We start from the raw sequence: 20,518 nt of genomic DNA, 5'->3' as shown, positions 1-20,518 counted from the left end.
GGCGTCAGGGCTGAGCGGCGCCCTGGCCGTCTCCCTCGTCGGAGCCGTCGATATCCGGGCACTTCTGCACGATGAGATCGCACTCCGGGATGGTCGTCTCCAGTGCGCTCACCGGGGAAGCGCACGTGAGCGCCCGGACCTTCGCGACGTGCGCGAGCAGACACGCCTGGTACTCGGCCACGGTCGCGGTGCAGCCCGCGCGGGCGTCGGCCGGCGGCAGGCAGCTCGCCGGGGGCGCCGGGGGGGCCGCGGCCTCGTCCGCCCGCGGCTGCTGGGTCTCGGACATGCATTTCTGCATCACCGCCTCGCACGCCTGCCCGACCGTGGACCACAGCATGCCGACGAACTCGCAGGTATCCTGCTTGGAGAGCTCGAGGCTCGGCGCGAGCGACTGGCACGTGGACTCGACGTCGGCGGTCGTGAGGTCCTTGAGGTGCTTGCTGCTCACATCGGCGGGTATCGGAGCGGCCACCACGTCCTTGCCGCCCCAGAGGACGAGCGACAGGAAGGCCGAGAGTGCTCCGAATCGAATCAGTCGGTTCATTCGTTCTCTCCCTTGTACGAGCGGCCGCCTCGGCCGCGGTGGGGCTCGGGAGCAACCCACGTACCGGCGGCCTCGTTGTGCACGATCGGACCGCGCGCGCCCGGCGCGGCGGGGCGGGGCGGCCAAGGGATTCATTCGTCTTCCGAGCTTCCCGCCTTCCTGCTCGGCCGCTCTGACGATATCCCATGAGCTCCACCCTCCAGCGCTGTCCTCCGCGCCGCGCTGGCCGGGCGGGCAGGATGGGCACAGGGCTCCTCGCCCGCTGGAGAGCCTCCGATCACCGCGGACGGCGCCCTGGGGCCCGGAGGAGAAGAAGATGAACCGCCGAGGCGCCAAGGACGCCAAGAAGAGAACTTCTGGGCTCTCCTGGCGTCCTTGGCGCTTTTCTTCTGGATCGCTGTACCGGACGCGGCCGAGCGGCGCGTCGCCCGAGTTCGTCCCTGGTTCCACGCAGACGGCAGGCCCGTGGAGACCCGTGGACAGGGAGAGGGAGACGCCGGGGGGCGCGCTCCGGGCCCCGGGAGAGGCCCGGGGCGCCGGCCGTCAGACGAGCTCGCGCTCGCCGCCCGGATACACGAACGAGTCGCGGGGCGAGTACCACGAGGCGCTCTTCACCACCTGGATCGGGCTCCCGGGCCGGAGCGCATACACCGGGTGATCCTTCGCGAGGAACTCGACCGACAGGAGCTCGTACGGGTCGGCCATGTCCGCGATGTAGGGGTAGTTGCCGGCGAAGAGGCGATCTCCGATCTTCGTCACGTAGGTGAGGTGGCCGCGCGCGACCACGCCGATCTTGTTGCCGACGTGCGCCCGCGTCCGGATGATGGGCACGCCGTCCACCGAGGTCGTCGCCACGAGCTCCTTGCCGTGCAGCTCCAGCGTGGTCGACCCGGGCGACGCCGGCACGCCGCGCTCGCTCACATACCGGCGCACCGCGTCGGACGAGTTGAAGTAATGCGTGAAGAAGCGGGCCGGGCTCGCGCCGTCCGGCGTGGTGTGACCCGCGAGGTCGAGCCCGAGGTAGGTGAGCGAATACGCTCCGAAGCCGGACGTCTGCTCCGGCTTGTCGACCACGTACTGATTCATGTAGATGGCCCTGTTCTCGGCCGGCGTGAGGCCGCTCGGCAAGAGCGCCGCCGCGGCGTCCGGATCGGCGGGTATCCAGCTCGAGTAGAGCATCCGGCTATCGATGACCATCTGCGGCGCGGCGAGCTTCGACTCCGACATTGCGCTGTCTTTCTCCCCCCCGGGAAGGACGAGCACTATCACAACTCGCCGCCCGGCGATCGGCGGCTGTCCGGGATCGGAGACAGCGATTGCCCGGCCACGAGGGTGAGAGGCTGTCGAAGGAGGGAGTCGGGCGGGCGACACCGACGCAACCAGCAACGCTGGGCGGCGGGCGGGATCGCCGTTCGCCCGGGCCGCGCCGGCGCCCGACGTGGCAAGACGGAGGCGATGCGCCTACCCGAGCGCCGGTGAGCGGACAGCGCACCACCCCGAGCGCGCCCGCTGGCGGCGCGCTTCAGGCCGCGCCGACGAGGGGCTGGCGCGCAGGCGCCTGGCCCGCGGCGCCCGCCGGCGTCGGGCGCGGGCGACGTCTCCCGCCTCACCGCATCTCAGCGCCTCTGCCCGGGCCATTCTCCTCCGCCGTCGCCGCGCGCCGCGCAGCGCCGCCCCGGCGGCCGAGCCCGCCCCGGCCGCGCCGGGCCCCCGATCGCCGAGCCCATTTGGGAAACGCTCCTGTTACCTTGGGCGACGCTCCGCAGCGCACTGCGGGCGCAGGTTCGAGGGCAGCGGGCACGCCGGCCTGCTGCCCCATCGCCAGCCGAGGTCCGGATCCAACATGCAGCAGGACACGAAGGGCGCGCGCGTCTCTCTCCGCATCGACAACCTCGAAGCCGCGCTCGAGCAGGGGATCGACAACGAAGCGGCCGCGCTCGACGTGCTCGTGGCCGCCGCGGCGAAGGGGAGCCCGCACCCCGAGCTGTGGGCGAAGCTCCACGAGTCCGCTGCGCGCCACGACCGGTTCTCCGAGCTCGCGTTCGCGTATGAGCGCTTCGCCAGCGAGCGGCGCTTCGGGATGCTCCCGCAGGCCGCCCAGGCCGAGGTCCTCGTCCACGCCGCCGAGTTCCTCGCCGATTTCTTCGGCGACCCCGGCGGCGCTCGCCCCTACCTCGAGCGCGCGCTCTCCGTCCTGCCCTCGCATCAGGAGGCCTTCCTGCGCCTCGAGCGCATCCTCGTCGAGGCGAACGAGCCGCCGAAGCTCGCGGACCTCTACGCCCTCGCCGCGGGCTACCGCGCGGAGCGCGCCGAGCAGCTCGCGCTGCTCCGCCGCGCCTTCGCGCTCGTCGAGGTCAGCGGGAAAGAGGAGGAGCGCGCGGTCAAGCTGCTCCAGCAGATCCTCCGGATCGACCCCGGCGACGCCTCGGCGCGCTGGGCGCTCGAGGAGCGCTACGCGCGCGCCGGGCGGCTCCAGGAGATCGCGAGGATGCTCGAGCCGGCGCTCACCACGGAGCCGCCCCCGGCCGACGCGCTCGAGATCCGCGCGCGGCTCATCGACCTCTACAGCGGCCCGCTCAAGGAGATCGAGCGGGCTTTGCCGCACGTCGAGGAGGTGCTCGCGCTGAACCCGAGCCACGAGGCCGCCTACCGCGCCGCGGAGGCCCTGCTCGGGCGCAAGACGGCCGTCGTGCGCGCCGCCGCGGCGCTCGAGGCCGCCCACGCGCGCCGCGGGAGGCCGCAGGAAGCGGCGCGGATGATGGCCCTCCAGATCGAGAACCTCCGCGGGCCGCGCCGCGTCGAGGTGCAGAAGCGGCTCGTCGAGCTGCAGTTCCAGAGGCTAGGCGACCTCGCGGCGGCGTTCGCGCTGTCGGAGCAGATCCTCGCGGTCGACCCCTCGGACGAGGCCGTGCGCGACCGCTTCCTCCAGCTCGCGTCGGTGCTCGACCGCCGCGCCGACGCGGCGCGCGTGCTCGTGCGCGCCGCGTCCGGCGCCAAGGACAAGCCGCTCCGGGCGCACATCGCCGCCGACCTCGGCGAGCTGTACGAGGGCCTCGGGGACGTCCGGAAGGCGCGCGCGGCGTTCCAGCAGGCGCTCGACGGCGAGCCCGACGCCGCGGCCGTGCGGCGCGCGGCCCGCGGGCTCGCGAAGCTCTGCGAGCGCGAGCGCGACGCGCGCGGGCTCGCCGGCGCGCTCGAGCGGCTCGCCGAGGCCGAGACCGAGGCCGAGGCGCGCGAGGCCGCGGCGGAGCGGCTCGCGCGCCTCTACGAGGAGGAGCTCAACGACCCGGCGGGCGCGATCGCGGCGTACCGCAAGCTCGCGGAGGCGGGCTCCTCGCGCGAGGCGCGCGCCCTCGCCGCGCTCGAGCGGCTGTACGAGGCCACGGCCGCGCACGAGGGGCTCGCGTGGGTCCTCGAGCGGCGCGCCGAGGCCGAGCCGAACCGCCGCGCGGCGCGGGACCTCGCCTTCCGGGCGGCCGAGCTGCGCACCCGGCTCGCCGACCTGCCGGCCGCCATCGCCGCCTGGCGCCGCTACCTCGCGGCGTTCGGGCCGTCGCGCGAGGCGCACGCGCGGCTCATCCCGCTCCTCGAGCAGGAGCGGCGCTGGGCCGAGCTCGAGGCGCTCCTCGAGGCCGAGGCCGAGCTCGCGGCCGGGCAGGAGCGCGCCTCGGTCCTCGCCCGCATCGGCGCGATCCGCATGGCCCGGCTCGACGATCCGGCCGGCGCGATCGCCGCGTACCGCGAGGCGCTCGCGCTCGATCCGACGGATCGGCCGAGCCGGCTCGCGGTCGAGAAGATGCTCGGCCCGCCCCCGGCGAGCGGCGCCGGCGGCGCGGAGCCCACCCCGTCGCGGCAGAGCGCCCACCTCGTCCTGACCGACGATCAGCGGCTCGCGGCCTGCGCGGTGCTGGAGCCGATCGCGCGCGGGGAGGGCGCGGCGCAGCTCCTCGTGCGCGTGCTCGAGACCCGGGCGGAGATCGCGCCCGTCGCGTGGGCCCCGGGCGCGGCCGCGCCGGCGCCGGCCGACGTGTCGGGCCGGCTCGCGGCGCTCGAGGAGGCGGCCGCGGTCGCGGAGCGCGAGCTCCGGGATCCGAAGAAGGCGCTCGACCTGGCGGCGCGCGGGCTCTCGATCGCGACCGCGTCCGCGCCCGAGCGCATCGCCCGGTGGGTCGCCGAGGTCGAGCGGCTGACCGAGCACGGCAGCGAGTCCGCGCGGCGCGCGCCGACGCTCGCCGGCGCGCTCGGGGATCGCGCGGTCGACAGCGCGCCGCTGTCGCACCTCGCGCGGCGGGCGGGCGAGGCGCTGCTCGCGAGCGGCGACGTGACGCAGGCGCTCGCCCTCTACCGGCGGGCGCTCGCCTTCGAGCCGTCGTCGCGCGAGCTCATCGCCCGCGTGGACGCGCTCCTGCGCGAGCAGGGCAGCCCCGAGGAGCGGCTCGCCCTCTACCGCGAGGCGCTCGCGCAGCCGTGCACGCCCGCGCGGCGGCGCGAGCTCCTGCACGCGATCGGCACGATCCAGCGCCGCGACGTCGGCGACCTCGCCGGGGCGGCCGAGACGTACCGCGCGGCGATCGAGGACGACCCGGGCGACGACGCGGCGTACGAGGCGCTCCTGGAGACGTACGCGGCGGGCGGCGCGTGGGACGCGCTCTACGACGCGCTGGCCGAGCGGCTCCCGAGCGCCCCGCCCGACGAGCGCGTCGGGCGCGAGCTGCGCATGGCCGAGGCGGCGGCGAAGGGCGGGAAGGTGCCGAGCGCGGTCGCGCACTACCGCGCGATCCTGTCGGGCGGCGCGGCGCTCTCCGACGCGGCGCTCTCCGCGATGGAGGCGCTCGCGCTGTCCGCCGGCGACGCGGCGCTGCTCCGCGAGGTGCTCGAGCGGCGGGTCGCCGCCTCGGGCGATCCGCAGGACGAGGCGCTCTGGCTGGAGCGCCTCGGCGAGCTCGCGGCGTTCGGGATCGGCGGCGCGTCCGGCGCGGACGCCGCCCCGGGCGATCTCGACGCCGCGGTGGCGGCCTGGCTGCGCGCCGCCGCGCTCGCCGAGGGGCCGCTCGCGGATCCGGAGCGGGCGCAGAAGCTCTACGAGCGCGTGCTCTCCGTCGCGCCGAAGCACCGCGACGCCGCCGGCCGCCTCGCCGCGCTCTACCGCGGGCAGGGGGCCTGGGATCGGCTCGCCGCCGTCTGCGAGGTCCTGCTCGACACCGCGGAGGGCGACGACGAGGCGCTCGCCGCGCTCGCGGCCCTCGAGGACGCGGCGATCCGGGCGCGCGCGACGGCGCGCTTCGTCGACGCCGCGCTCGATCTCCGCGATCGCATGAGCGGCGAGGGGGAGGGGACCGAGGGGGAGCGGAGCGCGCCCGCCGGCAAGCCGGCCGCGGCGCGGCGCCGCGCGATCGACGCCGCGCTCGCGCGGGTGCTCGCCGCCGATCCCGACCGGCAGGACGAGGCCGCGTCCGTCTACCGGCGGCTGCTCTCGCCGCCCGAGGGCGGCGACGCCGCGCAGGGCGCGCTCGACCCCGCCGCGCTGGAGGCGTTCCGCGCCTTCCTCGCGCAGAGCCCGGACACGCTCGCGCGCCGCGTGGACCGGCGCTGGCTCTTCACGCTCCTCGTGGAGCGCGCGCGCGAGGACGAGCGCCGGAGGGCGCTCGCCGCGTGGGCCGCGTGGGAGGAGGAGATCGGCGAGCGCGCGGCGGCCGCGGCGCTCTACGCCCGGCTGCTCGAGGCGGATCCCGAGAACGACGACGCGCTCGCGGCGCGGGGGCGCCTCCTCGCCGAGCTCGGCGACGACGAGGGCGCGGCGGAGGTGCTCGCGATGCGCCGCGATCGCAGCGAGGGCAGCGCGCGCGTGGCGCTCGACGTCGAGCTCGCGACGCTCCTGCTCGATCGGCTGGATCGGCCGGCGGAGGCGCTCGACGCGGTCGCGCCCGCGATCGAGGCCGGGACCATCGAGCCCGCGGTGCTCGAGATCGCCGAGCGCGCGCTGGGGCGCCCCGAGACGCAGGCGCGCGCCGCGCTCTTGCTCGAGCGGGCGTGCGACGCGCTCGACGACCTTGAGGCGCGCGTCGCGCTGCTCGAGACGCTGCTCGCGAGCGCGCCCGCGCCGCGCCCACCGTCCGAGGCGAGCGCCGCGCCGGGCGCGCCGCGCGGCGCGCTCGACGGGGGCAGCCTCGCGTCCGCGCAGCGCGCCGCCGTCCGTCGCGGCTGGTTCGAGCGCCTGCTCGATCTCCACGAGGGCGACGCGGCGCGGGGCCTCGAGGTCGCCCTGCGCGCGGTCTCCGAGCTGCCCGGCGAGCTCGACCTCTGGGATCGGCTCGAGGAGCTCGGCCGCCGGGCGAAGCAGCCCGAGCGCGTCGCGGCCGCGCACGCCGCGGCGCTCGGCGACGCGGGCGCGGCGCTCCCGCCCGACGTCGTCGAGGAGATCGGCCGGCGGGCCGTCGAGCACCACGAGGAGTGGTTCGACGCGCCGGAGGCCGCCCTCGAGCTGCTCCGCCGGCTCGTGGAGCTCGTGCCGGGCTCGCTGTGGGGCTTCGAGCGGCTGAAGCTCGCCTACAACGCGGCCGAGCGCTGGGAGGACCTCTTCGCGCTCTACGACGCGATGCTCGAGCGCACCTCGGCGCCCGACGAGCGCATCTTCCTCCTGGAGGACGCCGCGGCCGTGGCGCGCGACCTCGCGGGCGACGGCGAGCGCACGATGCGCTACCTCGAGCAGCTCCTGCCGCTCCAGGACGACGCGCGCACCCGCGCCGCGCTCGAGCGGCTCTACGAGCGGCACGGCAGGCACCGGCCGCTCATCGATCTCCTGACGGCCGAGCTGCCGAGGCTCTCCGGCGAGGCCGCGGAGCGGCTCCGCGAGCGCATCGCGCTCCTCTGGATCGAGGGGGTCGGCGACGCCGCGTCGGCGCTCCCCGCGATCGAGCAGCTCCTCGACGCGTGGCTCTCGTCCCGCGCGCCCGGCGCGCCCCGCGCCGCCTTCGCGCTGCTCGAGCGCATCGTCGCGGCGATCCCGCCCGAGCAGGCGCCCGCCGGCGAGGCGGGCGCGCTCGCCGCGCGCGCGGCGCGGCAGCGGTCGGCGGTCCTGCTCGCGCGGCATTACCGCGAGGAGGGGCGGCCGGAGGACCTCGTGCGCGCGCTGGAGGTCCAGCTCGAGGGCGCCGACGTGGACGACCGCCCGGCGCTCCTGCGCGAGATCGTGCGGCTCCGCCGCGACGCCCTCGGCGACGAGCCGGGCGCGTTCGCGCGGCTCGCCGAGCTCATCGAGCTCAGGCCGTCGGACCCCGGCGATCGCGCCGAGCTCGCGGAGCTCGCCGAGCGGCTCGGCCGGCACGACCGGCTCGCCGAGGTCCTCGCCGCCGCCGAGCCGCGCGCCGAAGGCCCGCAGCAGGCGCTCGCGCTCGTCCGCGACGCCGCGCTCCTCCGCCGCGACCGGCTGGGCGACGCGGACGGCGCGATCGCGCTCTTCCGCCGGCTCTTCTCGCTGGCCGAGCGCCACGGCGACGCCGCGGCGGCGCGCGACGCCGCCCGCGCGCTCGACCGGCTCTTCGCCGAGGGCGACCGCGTCGCCGAGCGGTGCGACGTGCTCGACACGCTCGCCGCGCTCGAGGCCGACCCGGCGGCGCGGCGCGAGGCCCTCGGCGAGCTCGCGCGGCTCGCCGCGTCGCGGCTCCGCGACGAGGCGCGGGCGATCGCCGCGTACTCGGCGCGCCTCACCGACGACCGGCAGGACCTCGAGGCGCTCGACGGGCTCGCCGCCATCCTCGAGGAGGGCGGGCGCTACCGGGAGCTCACGGCCGTGCTGGAGCGCCGCGCGGCCGTGCGCGGCGGCGCGGGCGGCCGGCGCGATCTCGGGCGGGTCGCGCGGCTCTTCGAGCGCGAGCTCGGCGACGCCGAGCAGGCGATCGCCACCTGGCGCCGCATCCGCGAGGAGCTCGCGCCCGATCCCGAGAGCGGGGACGCGCTCGTTGCGCTCTACACGCGCGCCGAGCGCTGGGCCGACCTCGTCGCGCTGCTCGAGGTCGAGGCGTCGGCGGCCCGCGCGCTCCCCGGCGGGGCCGGCGCGGCGCGCAGCGCGGAGCTCTTCCGGCGCCTCGGCGACACGCACCGCGATCGCACGCTCGCGTGGGAGCGCGCCGTCGAGGGCTACCGCCGTGCGCACGAGGCCGAGCGGGCCGAGGGCGGCGAGGGCGGCGAGGGCGGCGAGGGGGCCGCGCGCGGGTCGGCCACGGCGCGCGCGGGGCTCGAAGAGCTGCTCCGCCGCATCGATCCGGCGTCGGCCGAGCACCGCGGCGCGCTTGTCGCGGCGGTGGGCGCGCTGCTCGAGATCTGCGCCGCCGCGGACGACTGGCGCGCCGAGGTCGCGCTGCTCGAGCCGCGGCTCGCCGCGGCCGAGACGGACGCCGAGCGGGTCGCCATCCTGAAGGCCTCCGCGGCGCTGCTCGAGGAGCGCGGGGGCGACCGGGAGGGCGCCTTCGAGCTCGCCTTCCGCGCGTTCCTCCTGTCCCCCGGCGAAGGGCAGCCCGAGGGCCTCCTGCGGCTCGCCGATCTCGCGGGCCGCTGGCACACGATCGCCGACGCGCTCCCCGAGCTCGAGCGCCGCGGCGACGTGCCGCCCGCCACGCTCCGCGACCTCACCTTCCGCGTCGGCCGCTGGCACCGCGACGCGCGCGCCGACGCCGACGCGGCCGAGCGCGCGTTCGAGCGGGCGCTCCTCCACGACCCCACGAACAGCGCCATCCTGCTCGATCTCGCGGAGCTCCTGCGGCACCGGCGCGGCCCCTCGCTCGTCCCGACGCTGCTCCGGCTCGCGGCGGCGACCGGGCACGACCTCGCCCTCTACCGCGAGGCCGTCGAGACCGCGCGCGGCGCGGGCGACGCCGCCCGGGCCCGCGACATCGCCGCGGAGCTCCTCGAGATCGCCGTGCGGCGCCTCGGCGACGAGGAGGGGCAGCCGCCGGTCCCCGGCGCGTGGCCCCCGTCGCGCGCCGCGCTCTGGGCGATCGACGCGCTCGTCGCCATGCTCGCGGACGCCGGCGAAAGGCCGCAGATCGTCGCGCTGTGCCGGCGCGGCGCCGCGCTCCCGCTCGCGTCGAGCGAGCAGCGCCGGCTCCTGCGGATCGCGGCCGAGGCGGCGGAGCCCGAGGAGGCGATCGCCCTCTACAGCGGGCTCTTCGGCGACGATCCGGCGGACGAGCCGGTCGGCGAGAGCCTCGCGGCGCTCCTCCGGAGGGCCTCCCGGCACGAGGAGCTCGTGCGCCTGCGCGAGCGGCAGATCGAGGTCTCGGGCGACGCCGAGCGCCGCGTCGCGCTCCGGTACGACGCCGCGGAGCTCCTCGCGGAGACCCCGCGCGCCGCCGACGCGATCGCGCTGCTCCGCAAGAACCTCGCCGAGCGCCCGGGGCACGCCGCGTCGATCGACAAGCTCGCCGCGCTGCTCGAGGCGGGCGGGCTGCACCGCGAGCTCATGCTGCTCCGCGAGGAGCAGGCGTCCGCGCGCGAGGCGGAGGGGGTCGGGCCGGCGGCGGCCGAGCTCTGGCTCCAGGCGGCGTCCCTCGCCGAGCACGAGCTCAACGAGCCCGAGCGCGCGATCGCGAGCTACGGCCGCGCCGCGGAGATCGGCTCGGTCGAGGCGCTCGACGCCCTCGCCCGGCTGCTCGCGCGCCGCGGCGAGCACGCGGCGGCCGCCGAGGCGCTCGAGCGGCTCTGCGCGAGCGCGCCGCCCGAGGAGCTGCACCAGGCCGCGCTGCGCCTCGCGGACGCGTACCTCGCCGCCGGCGAGCCCGACCGCGCCCGCGCCTCCCTCGAGCGCGCGGTGCCGCGCGCCGCCCAGCCCGCGCCGCTCCGCGAGCGGCTCGCGTACCTCTACCGCGCGTCGGGCGCGTGGGGCGCGCTGGCCGAGCTCATCGCCGGCGACGCCGCGCGCGCCGACGAGGCGCAGGCCCGGCTCTCGCTCCTCCGCGAGGCCGCGGATCTCTACCTCGCGCGCGCGAGCGCGCCCGCCGCCGCGATCCCGCTGTTCGACGAGGCCATCGTCCTCGTCCCCGACGACCTCTCGCTGCGCCTCGCGCGGAGCCGCGCCCTCTCCGCCGCGGGCAGGACCGACGACGCGACCGCGGCCCTGCGCGCGATCGTCGCCGACTTCGGCAGCCGCCGCCCGAAGGAGCGCGCGTTCGTCCACTACGAGCTCGCCCGCGTCGCGCTCGCCGCGGGCGACCGCGCCCGCGCGATGGCCGAGTTCGACCTCGCGCTGCGCGTCGATCCCGCGCACCCCGACGCGCTCCACGGCCTCGCCGGCCTCGCCCTCGAGGACGGCCAGCTCGAGCGCGCGCACCGCGCCTACCGCGCGCTGCTGCTCGTCGCGCGCCGGCCCCGCGACGAGGGCGGCGAGGGGTTCGCCGGCGCGCGGCGCAGCACGATGCCGCCGACGCGCTCCAGCGTGGCCCTGCCGACGTCGACCTCGTTCAGCCGGGCGGAGGTCCTCCTCGCGCTCGGCGAGATCGCGCGGCGGCAGGGCGCACCCGATCGCGAGGTCGAGTACGTCGAGTCCGCCTTCGAGGCGGCGCGCGAGAGCGACGCCGAGCACGAGAAGCTCCTCGCCGCGCTGCGCGCCCGCGGGCGCCACGACCTGCTCGCCCGCGCGCTCGAGGCGCGGCTCGCCGGCCCGGCCCTCGAGCCCGCCGAGGACGCCGCCGCCGCCCTCGGCGAGCTCGCGTCGCTCTACGAGGGCCCGCTCGATCGCCCGGAGCCCGCGCTCGCGGCCCGCCTGCGCGCCCTGGATCTCGCGCCGGGCGCCGGCCCCGCCCACGACGCCGCCCTCGATCTCGCGCGCCGGCTCGGCCAGACGCACCGGTACCTCGAGCTCGTCGAGCGGCTCTGCGCGCGGGCGGCCTCCGAGCCGTACGAGGTCGCGCTCCTGCTCCGCTTCGCCCGCGCCCTCGAGCTCGCGCCGGACGGCCTCGAGCGCGCCGCGGCCGTCTACCGCCGCGCCGAGGCGAAGATCGCGGCCGGCGGGCCCTCGGCCGGGCGCGAGGCGGGCGCCGACCTCGAGCAGCTGTGGCGCTCCCTGGAGGCCATCTACGACCGCCTCGGCGACCGCCTGGCGCAGGCCGACGTCCTCCGCAAGCGCATCGCGCGCGCCGACGACGCGCGCGCCGAGGGCGCGCACGCGGCCCCTGCGGGCCGCCCGGATCGTGCCGAGCCGCGGTACCGCCTGGCCGCGCTGCTCGCCTCGGACCCGGCCGAGGTCGATCCGGCGATCTCCCTCCTCGAGGAGGCGCTCGAGCTCTCCGCCGATCCGGACCGCGCCGAGGCGATCCTGCGCGACGCGCTCCGCGTGGATCCGAGGAACCCGCGCGCGATCCGCCTCTTCGAGCGCCTCGCCCGGCAGAGCGGGCGCCCGCGCGCCCTGGTGGACGCGCTGCTTTTGCTCGCCGAGATCGAGGGCCCGGGCGTCCTCGAAGAGGCGGTCCGCACCGCCCGCGCGCTCGGCGACCGCGAGCTGGCCGAGTCGATCCTGCTGCGCATCGTCGGCGCCGGCGCGGCGCCCTCGTCCGACCCGCCCGGCACCGCCTGGGCGCTCGTCGCCCTGGCCGAGCTCCGCGAGGAGGCCGGCGATCTCGCGGCCGCCGCGTGGCTCTGCGAGCGCGCCGCGCGCGCCTCGGCGCCCGAGGACGAGCGCGCGCTGCTCCTGCACGCCGCGGAGCTCGCCGCCGGCCCGCTCGACGACCTCGCCCGCGCCGCGCGCCTCTACGAGGAGCTCCGCGCCCGCGAGCCCGCCGAGCGCGAGATCTGGATGCCCCTCGCCGGCGTGTACCGCCGGAGCGGCGACGCCGCGCGCCTCTCGACGCTGCTCGAGGAGACCGTCCCCCTCGTCGACGACCTCTCCGAGCGCTGCGCGCTGCGCCTGGAGCGCGCGCGCCTCCTCGCGCAGGAGTCGCCGGCGCAGGCGGCGCTCCTGCTCCGCGACATCCTCGACGAGGACCCGACCCAGGTGGAGGCCGCCATCCTCCTCGCCACCATGCTCGAGGAGGCCGGCCGCACCGAGGAGCTCGGCGAGCTCTTCGCGCTGCAGCTCGACGCCGCGAAGGACCGCGCGGACGTGGCCTCGATCGCGTCGATCTCGATGCGCCTCGGCGCCCTCCTCGAGCAGCGCGGCGACGATCGCGGCGCGCGCGACGTCTACCTCGGGGCCGTCGACTGGGACGCCACGAACCGCGACGTCCTGCGCGCCCTCGTGCGCCTCAGCCGCAAGCGCGACAGCGCGGACGATCTCGTCGACGCGCTCGAGAAGCTCCTGCGCATCGAGCAGGGCGACGAGGCGGCGCAGATCGCGCTGGAGCTCTCGGAGCTGCACGGCGCGCGCGGCGACGACGCCGCCGCCGAGGCCGCCCTCAAGGCCGGCTACGCGGTCTGCCCCGCGAGCGACCGGCTCCGCGAGGAGCTCGCGTCGCGCTACGCGGCCCGCGAGGCCTGGCACGCGCTCGCCGAGCTGCACGTCCTCACGGCGCGCGTCGCCGGCGCCGACGAGGCGCGCGTCGCGTCGCTCTGCCGCGCCGCCGAGATCCTCCGCGACCGCGCGGGCGACGCCGCGGCCGCGGCCGAGCTCCTCGAGCGCGCCCTCGGCGTCGCCCCCGGCGACCGCGACGTCCTGCTCGCGCTCATCGACGCGTGCGGCGCGTCCTCCGACCACGCCCGCGCGGCCCGCGCGCTCACGGCGACGCTCGAGGCGAGCCCGGACGACCCGTGGCTCTACCGCGCGCGGGCCGAGGTCCACGGGGCGCTCGGGCAGGGCGACCGCGCGCTCGCCGATCTCGAGCGCGCCTACGCGCTCGGCGGCGCCGAGTACGCGCGCGAGCTCGTCGCCGAGCTCGAGCGGGCGCTCGCGCGCGCGGCGGCGCGGCCCGCCGAGGCCGAGCCCGCGCCGTCCGAGCCCGCGCCCGACGCGGCGGCGGCCGCCTCGCCCCGCGCGCTCCGGCTGCGCCTCGCCGAGATCCTCGCGCGCTCGGGCGATCTCGAGCGCGCGCGCGCCCACCTCGGCGACCTGCTCCACGCCGACTCCAAGGATCGCGCGGCGCTCAAGGCGCTCGCCGGCCTCGAAGAATCGGCCGAGCGGTGGGACGCCGCGAGCGCGGTCTACCGGAGGCTCATCGCGCTCGAGGAGGGCGACGCCCTCGTCGCGACCGCGCTCCGCCTGGCCGGCGCCTGCGCGCGCGCCGGCCACCTGAGCGACGCCCGCGGCGGGCTCGAGCGCGCGCGCCGCGCCGCGCCCGGCAACGCCGAGATCCGCGAGCGCCTGCGCGCGCTCTACGCCGAGATCGGCGCGAGTCGCGAGCTCGCCGCCATCACGCTGGAGGAGGCCGCGGCCGCGTCCGACGTGGCTGGCCGCTTCGCGCTCCTCGTCAAGGCCGGCCGCCTGCTCCTCGAGGTCGGCGACGCGGCGCAGGCGGCCCCGGTGCTCCGGGAGGCGCGCTCCCTCCGCCCGGAGGATCAGGAGGTCGCCCTCCTGCTCGTGGACGCGCTGACGGCCGCGGGCAGCCCCAAGGAGGCGCGCGCGGTCACCTCGGAGCTCATCGTCGCCAGCAAGGGGCGCCGCTCGCGGCTCCTCGGCGCCGTCTACCACCGCCTCGCGCGGATCGAGGACGCCGAGGGGAATCCGCGCGAATCGCTCACGGCGCTCTCGAGGGCGCTCGAGAACGACCCTCAGAACGGCGAGCTCGCCATGGCGCTCGGCGAGAGCGCGCTCGGGCTGGGGGAGCAGGACATCGCCGCGCGCGCTTACCGCGCGGTCACCCTGATGAAGATTGCCCCCGAGCCCGGCGAGGGCGGCACCACGCTCGCCGCGCGCGCGCTCGCCTATTACCACCTCGGCGCGATGGCGCTCGCCGCCGGCGATCGCCGCAAAGCGCGCCTGATGCTCGACAAGTCCGTCTCCGAGGACGGGTCGCTCGAGGCGGCCCGGGCGCTCCTCGACGAGCTGCGCGCCGGCTAAACCCCCCTCCCGCGCGTCTCGTCAGGTATGCCCCGGTCGCGGCGGCCGCCCTCGCGGCCGCCCGAGGCGGCGCGCGGGGGCGCCGGCGCGCCCGATTCCAGCGGTATTTTGCGGCTTTGGGGTGCCTCTCCGGCCCGCGGCGGCGCCGCGCCGCGGGCCCTCCCGGCGGCGCGTTCCCCCGCTGGCGCGCCGCTCCGGCGCGGCCTTTCAGGGGTCCGCGCGATGCCCGCTCTCAGAAATCGCGATTTCTCCCCGCATTTTTGTCTTTTTTTGTCCTGAGTCGTGTGTAAGGTTCACTAAGGCTGTGCGCGGCGAGGTGTCGCGCGCGAGCTCATGTCCGAGGAGAGTGCCATGGCAACTAAGAAGACGGCCGGGGGCGGCGCGAAGAAGACGTTGAGCAAGAGCGGCCTGATCCAGGCCATCACCGAAGCTGCCGGTGATGAGCTGAGCCGCAAGCAGGTGAAGAACGTTCTCGAGTCCCTCATCACGATCGGTCATCGCGAGCTGAAGAAGTCGGGCGTGTTCACGCTCCCCGGCTTTGCGAAGTTCCGGGTGGTCAAGCGCCCTGCGACGAAGGCGCGCCAGGGGATCAACCCGTTTACCAAGCAGCCGATGACCTTCGCCGCGAAGCCGGCGAGCAAGTCGGTCCGCGCTCGGCCGATCAAGGCCATCAAGGACGCGCTCCTCTAGGCAACAGGATCTCCCAGGGGAGCGCAGGGCGGCCACGGCGACGTGGCCGTTCTTGCTCCATGGCCCCGCGCCGGCCCTTTCGGGCCCGTGGCGTGGGGCGGGGCCTCCCGCGCGCCGTCGGCCGCGCGCCGGCCGGACGCCGGCTCCCGGGGCCGGGGGCGCGAGGCGGCCCAGCGCCGCCCGCGCCGTCACGCCGCGGCGTGCGTCATTTCTTGCGGCTGTAGGCCTGCGCCGCCACCGGACCCGAGCCGGTGCGCGCTTTGACGACCAGCTTCACCGTCGCCGGCAGGGGGAACGGCCATTGGTAGCAGCTCTGCTTGGCGCCGATGGCGGCAGTCGGGCCGGTGTCCGAGTCGACCGCGAGCACCGGTTTCAGGTTGAGCGCGGCGAGCCCCGGCTGGCCTCCGGCGTTGAGGTCGAGCTCCAGCTGCAGATCGACCTCGGTGACGGTGGGGAGCGCCTGCGCCAGGAACGTGTAGCAATAGCCCGGTTGGAGCATGAAGGTCTGCCCCGAGGCCGTCTGCCCCTCGGGGACCACGTTGCACACCGGCGCCCCCTCCGGCTGCATCTTCGGCGCCTCGCCGGAGGCGCGGCCCTGGAACATGGTGGTCATCGCCAGCGACTGGACTCCATCGCAGGGCGCCGCCGTGGGCACTGCGACCGGGGGCAGGCCGGCGTCCGGGGGCGGGGCGGACACCGTCGGCTGCGGGGGCGGCAGCGCCCCCGCGTCCGGGGGCTCGTCCGCGAACTCCGACTCCTTGCTGCCGCCGCCGCAGCCCAGCGCTGCCGCCGCGAGAGCCAAGAGCACTGCTGAACCCAACGACCTACCCGTCACCGTCATCTGCGGCCTCCTCGCGCACGCCCTGCCGCACGCCGCGGCTCCTCGTTCGGACAGCTGCGCTCGCGGGCGCTCATACACCCGAAGGAGGCCGGGGGCTACGAGCGAGGCGCCTTCGCCCGGGCGGGCCAGCGCAGGCGCGCCCGCGGCGGCGGCCCCGCTCGCGCGCCGCTCGCGCCGCTCAGCCGGACCCGCCCACGAGCTCGCGCAGGATGCACATGCGCGCGACGAGGAGCGCCTCGGGCCGGATCGCGTGGTCGAGGTACGCGGCCGAGTTCGCCTCCACCAGCGACTCGCGCAGCATCCCCTGCTCCAGGAAGGTAACCGCGCGCCCGAGGTGCAGCCGCGCCCTGTCGGCCGCGATCCCCATGCCGGCGCTCGCCAGCATCTCTCGTTCCAGGAACCACCGCGAAAACTCTCCGGGACGATCGAGCTTCGCGCGGGAGCCTTGGTCGGTCATGACGTAGGCTACCTCACTTTTTTCTCCTCGGCCAGCCGAGCCCGGCGGCGATGACGCTGGAAATCATGGCAGAAACAGCATGAATCCGCCGGACGGGCGCGATGAAAGCCGGGGCGTGACCCGTCCAAAGCCACATCCGGCGAACGGCCCTGAAGCCCGGTGGATCGGGCCTCGGGGCCCGCTCCGCGGCGCTCCCGCGAGCGATCGGTTGCGTCGCGAGCCCGTCAGTGAGATTGAACGCGGCGTTCTGCCGGAATTCGAGGAGGTTCTTTTGCTCCGTACGTTGGGCGTCCTGCCAGCCATGGTCCTCACCGCCGCCCTCGCTGCTGGTTGTCAACAGCGAGAGGCCTCCCCACCGCCGAGCTACGCGAACCAGCCCCCGCCCGGCTACTACCAGCAGCCCGGCTACCAGCAGCCTGGGTACCAGCAGCCCGGCTATCAGCAGCCGGGGTATCAGCAACCCGGGTATCAGCAGCCCGGCTACCAGCAGCCCGGGTATCAGCAGCCGCAGCCCGGGTACCAGCAGCCGGCGCCGACGCAGCCCGCCCCCACGCAGCCGGCGCCGACGCAGCCCGCCCCGACGGCCTCGACGCAGCCCGGCGGCTTCCCGTGGCCGTTCCCGTTCCCTGGCCAGACCGGCGGCCAGCAGACCGGCGGCCAGCAGCCCGCGCCGAGCGGCAGCGGGAGCAGCTCCGGCAGCGCGTCGCCGGTCGACCCGAACTTCGCCTCTGCCGCGACCATCCCGCTGAACAACCTCGCGGCCACCGAGGCGCCGGGCATGACGAAGGAGGGCGGGCCGATCGCGGGCCAGTTCAGCGCCGGGCAGACCCTCGAGCAGCAGATCCAGCTGATGCCCGGCAAGTGCTACACGATCCTCGGCGTCGGCGCGGGGATCACCGAGCTCGACATCAGCCTCGTCGCGCTGACCCCCATCCCGATGGGCTCGTCGGTGCTGGCGCAGGACAACCTGACCGGCGCCAACGCCGCGCTCGGCGGCCGGGGCAATTGCTACCGCTGGTCGCTGCCCGTGGGCATCAACGCCAAGTACATCGTCAAGGCCACCGCCGGCTCGGGCGTGGCCGCCGCGCAGCTCTACGTGAAGTGACGCGCGAAAGCGCCGAGGACGCCGGGAGATCTCTCTCCGGGCGTCCTCGGGGGCTCGCCGTGAAGCGACGCGCGAAAGCGCCGAGGACGCCGGGAGATCTCTCTCCGGGCGTCCTCGGGGGCTCGCTCCGTCGGTCGGCGCTGGGTGTTAGACGCGGATCCCGGGCGCCGGGAAGCCGCGGCAGAGCTCCGCGACCTCGGCGGCGATGCGCGCGATGCGCGCCTCGTCGTTGACGTTCTGCGCTACGTCATCCATCCACGCCGCCAGGCGCTCCATCTCGGCGACGCCCATGCCGCGCGATGTCACCGCCGGCGTGCCGATGCGGAGCCCCGACGGATCGAACGGCTTGCGCGGGTCGAACGGGATCGAGTTGTAGTTGGCCACGATGCCCGCGCGATCGAGCGCCTGCGCGTAGGGCTTCCCGCCGATCCCCTTCGGGGTCATGTCGATGAGCAGGAGGTGGTTGTCGGTCCCGCCCGTGATGAGCCGGAAGCCGCGCGACTCCAGCGCGCGCCCGAGCGCCTGCGCGTTCTGCACGATCTGCTTCGCGTAGTCCCGGAACCCGTCCTCCGAGGCCTCCTTCGCCGCGACCGCGATGGCCGCGGTCGTGTGGTTGTGCGGCCCGCCCTGGAGGCCCGGGAACACCGCCTTGTCGATCGCGCTCGCGTGCTCCTTCTTGCAGAGGATCATCGCGCCGCGCGGGCCCCGGAACGTCTTGTGCGTCGTCGACGTCACCACGTCGGCGATGCCCACCGGCGACGGGTGCGCCCCGCCGGCCACGAGCCCCGCGATGTGCGCGATGTCCGCCGCCAGGATCGCCCCGACCTCGTCGGCGATCGACCGGAACGCGGCGAAGTCGATCGTGCGCGGGTACGCCGTCGTCCCGCACCAGATGAGCTTCGGCCGGTGGGCGCGCGCCAGGTCGCGCACCTGGTCGAGGTCGATGCGGTGATCGCTCTCGCGCACCCCGTACGGGACGCTCTTGAAGTACTTCCCCGTGATGCTGACCGTCCAGCCGTGGGTCAGGTGCCCGCCCGCGGGCAGGCCGAGGCCCATGATCGTGTCGTTCGCCTGCGCGAACGCGAGGTAGACGGCGAGGTTGGCCGGGCTCCCGGAGTAGGGCTGCACGTTCACGTGGTCGGCCCCGAACAGCTTGGCCACCCGCGTGCGCGCGAGCTCTTCGACCACGTCGATCTGCTGCTGGCCCTCGTAATACCGCTTGTGCGGGTAACCCTCGGAGTACTTGTTCGTCAGCACCGAGCCGGTCGCCTCGAGCACCGCCCGAGACACGTAGTTCTCGCTGGCGATCAGCCGGAGCGTGTCCGCCTCGCGGCGCTCCTCCAGGCGGATCAGCTCGGCGATCTCCGGATCGACCTCGCTCAGCGGCCGCAGGCCCTGCACGTCGTTCTTCACGCTCATACCTCGAACTCCCCGCGTGAAAGGATGTCGGTGACCCGCCAGAGGAACGAGTTCGCCAGTACCCCGTCGATGATGCGGTGGTCGTAGGACAGCGCGAGGAACATGACCGGATGGATCGCGATCGAGTCCTCCTTGTCCTTCGTGACCACCACGACGCGCTTCTTGATCTCCCCCATCCTCAGGATGCCGACGTTCGGCTGTGAGATGATCGCGCCGCCGAACAGGTTGCCCTTGAGGCCGGGGTTGGAGACCGTGAAGGTCGTGTTCGCCAGGTCGTCGGCGGTGATCTTGCCCGACTTCGCCCGCCCGGCCAGCTCGTCGATGCTCCGCGCGATGCCGCGCAGCGACAGCTCGTCCGCGTGCTTGATGCTCGGGACGATGAGGCCGCCGGGCGTGTCCACCGCCACGCCGAGGTTGACGTCGCGCAGCACCACGTACGAGTTCTCGAGCACGCGCGCGTTGAACTCCGGGTGCTCGCGCAGCGCGCGGACGGCCGCGGCGCAGATGAAGGACAGGAACGTCAGCGACACCCCAGCCTTCTTGAACTCGTCCTTGTGCGCGTCGCGCAGCTTCGACGTCTCGTGCAGGTCGACCTCGGCGACCGTCACCACGTGCGGCGAGGTCACCTTGGAATAGACCATGTGGTCGGCCGTGATGCGGCGGCGGCGGCTGAAGGGCACCACCTTGTCGCCCGGCTTGGGCGTGTAGGGCGGCACCTTGTACGCGCCGTACCCGACGCCGGGCACCGGCGGCACGAACCCGCCGCTCGACTGGATGAGCTGCGACAGCTCGGCCGCCTGGCTCGCGGCGATCCCCGGCGAGGGCGCCGCGCTCGCCTGCAGCGCCGGCGCCGGCTCGGCCGCCGCGCCATGCGCCGCGCGCATCACGTCGTCGCGCGTGATCCGACCGTGCTCGCCGGTCCCCTGCACGCCGCGCAGATCGACGCCCGCCTCGAGCGCCAGCTTCTTCGTCGACGGGCTCGACAGCGGGCGGGCGCTCTCGTCATGCCCGTTGCTGCCCGGCGCGGGCGCCGGCGCCGGCGCGGGCGCCGGGGAGCTGGCCGCGGCCGCGGCCTGCGGGCGCTGCTCCGCTGCGCCCTGCGCCTCCGCCGCCTCGTCGATCTGGCAGAGCAGACCCTCCTTGGCGACCACGGATCCCTCGGCCGCCGCGATCCGCGTGACGCGACCGGCGGTCGGCGCCGGGATCTCCGTGTCTGCCTTGTCGGTCGCAACCTCGAGCAGCGGCTGCTCGCGCTTGACGAAATCGCCCTCGCGCACGAGCCACCTCGAGACGGTCCCCTCGAGCACGCTCTCGCCGAGCTGCGGCATGCGAACATCGACCATCGCTTCTCGCTCCTCCAACGCGCGCCGCCGTGAGCGCCCGTTTCTCGGGGCAAGGCGGCACGGTCGTATACGCCGCCCGCCCTTCGAGGGCAACGACACAGTGTTCGTTCGCTGCGTATCCTTTTCGCAATTCGCCCG

The 20,518-nt window shown here is 75.9% G+C and carries 9 protein-coding genes; 3 read left to right on the top strand and 6 right to left on the bottom strand.

Annotated elements, in window-relative coordinates; translation table 11 throughout:
• Positions 1 to 4: 4 nt before the first annotated feature.
• Both WME98_RS10110 and WME98_RS10105 read right to left on the bottom strand, forming a co-directional pair.
• The gene (locus WME98_RS10110) at positions 5 to 544 is read right to left on the bottom strand and encodes a hypothetical protein (protein WP_061624577.1); all 540 of its coding nucleotides are present in this window, start codon (positions 542 to 544) and stop codon (positions 5 to 7) included.
• A gap of 543 nt (positions 545 to 1,087) precedes the next feature.
• On the bottom strand, positions 1,088 to 1,771 hold the full coding sequence (locus WME98_RS10105) for a hypothetical protein (protein WP_061624576.1): 684 nt from the start codon (positions 1,769 to 1,771) through the stop codon (positions 1,088 to 1,090).
• 616 nt (positions 1,772 to 2,387) lie between these two features.
• Between WME98_RS10105 and WME98_RS10100 the strand changes: the two genes are divergently transcribed.
• The gene (locus WME98_RS10100) at positions 2,388 to 14,525 is read left to right on the top strand and encodes a tetratricopeptide repeat protein (protein WP_437951114.1); all 12,138 of its coding nucleotides are present in this window, start codon (positions 2,388 to 2,390) and stop codon (positions 14,523 to 14,525) included.
• A 351-nt stretch (positions 14,526 to 14,876) separates the two neighbouring features.
• Positions 14,877 to 15,215 carry an HU family DNA-binding protein gene (locus WME98_RS10095; RefSeq protein WP_020739698.1) on the top strand — a complete coding sequence of 113 codons (339 nt, stop codon included), beginning with the start codon at positions 14,877 to 14,879 and terminating at the stop codon, positions 15,213 to 15,215.
• Positions 15,216 to 15,420: 205 nt separating this feature from the next.
• Here WME98_RS10095 and WME98_RS10090 read toward each other — a convergent pair whose 3' ends face one another.
• Positions 15,421 to 16,023 (bottom strand): hypothetical protein, encoded by a 603-nt coding sequence (locus tag WME98_RS10090; protein ID WP_020739697.1) that lies wholly within the window; start codon positions 16,021 to 16,023, stop codon positions 15,421 to 15,423.
• A gap of 211 nt (positions 16,024 to 16,234) precedes the next feature.
• Positions 16,235 to 16,513, bottom strand: coding sequence for a hypothetical protein (locus WME98_RS10085; protein ID WP_061626740.1), 279 nt, complete (start codon positions 16,511 to 16,513; stop codon positions 16,235 to 16,237).
• Between the two features lie 271 nt (positions 16,514 to 16,784).
• Here WME98_RS10085 and WME98_RS10080 point away from each other — a divergent pair, with 271 nt between their 5' ends.
• A complete protein-coding gene (locus WME98_RS10080; RefSeq protein WP_437951113.1) occupies positions 16,785 to 17,618 on the top strand; it encodes a hypothetical protein in 834 nt (277 codons plus the stop codon).
• 147 nt (positions 17,619 to 17,765) lie between these two features.
• Here WME98_RS10080 and glyA read toward each other — a convergent pair whose 3' ends face one another.
• Positions 17,766 to 19,037: a serine hydroxymethyltransferase gene (gene glyA / locus WME98_RS10075; RefSeq protein WP_437951112.1), complete on the bottom strand. Its 1,272-nt coding sequence runs from the start codon at positions 19,035 to 19,037 to the stop codon at positions 17,766 to 17,768.
• Positions 19,034 to 20,380 (bottom strand): dihydrolipoamide acetyltransferase family protein, encoded by a 1,347-nt coding sequence (locus WME98_RS10070; RefSeq protein ID WP_437951111.1) that lies wholly within the window; start codon positions 20,378 to 20,380, stop codon positions 19,034 to 19,036. Before WME98_RS10070 ends, glyA begins: the two co-directional genes overlap by 4 nt.
• Between the last annotated feature and the right edge of the window lie 138 nt (positions 20,381 to 20,518).

It is taken from the genome of Sorangium sp. So ce296 (assembly GCF_051529605.1).
In the GTDB taxonomy this organism is placed as follows: Bacteria; Myxococcota_A; Polyangia; order Polyangiales; family Polyangiaceae; genus Sorangium; species Sorangium cellulosum_D.
The sequence above is the reverse complement of the archived record's forward strand: the minus strand, read 5'-3'. Positions and strand labels throughout refer to the sequence as shown.

Bases quoted from the DNA above. Each gene is read 5' to 3' on its own strand.
- WME98_RS10110 (WP_061624577.1), bottom strand. From the start codon at position 544: ATGAACCGACTGATTCGATTCGGAGCACTCTCGGCCTTCCTGTCGCTC.
- WME98_RS10105 (WP_061624576.1), bottom strand. From the start codon at position 1,771: ATGTCGGAGTCGAAGCTCGCCGCGCCGCAGATGGTCATCGATAGCCGG.
- WME98_RS10100 (WP_437951114.1), top strand. From the start codon at position 2,388: ATGCAGCAGGACACGAAGGGCGCGCGCGTCTCTCTCCGCATCGACAAC.
- WME98_RS10095 (WP_020739698.1), top strand. From the start codon at position 14,877: ATGGCAACTAAGAAGACGGCCGGGGGCGGCGCGAAGAAGACGTTGAGC.
- WME98_RS10085 (WP_061626740.1), bottom strand. From the start codon at position 16,513: ATGACCGACCAAGGCTCCCGCGCGAAGCTCGATCGTCCCGGAGAGTTT.
- glyA (WP_437951112.1), bottom strand. From the start codon at position 19,037: ATGAGCGTGAAGAACGACGTGCAGGGCCTGCGGCCGCTGAGCGAGGTC.
- WME98_RS10070 (WP_437951111.1), bottom strand. From the start codon at position 20,380: ATGGTCGATGTTCGCATGCCGCAGCTCGGCGAGAGCGTGCTCGAGGGG.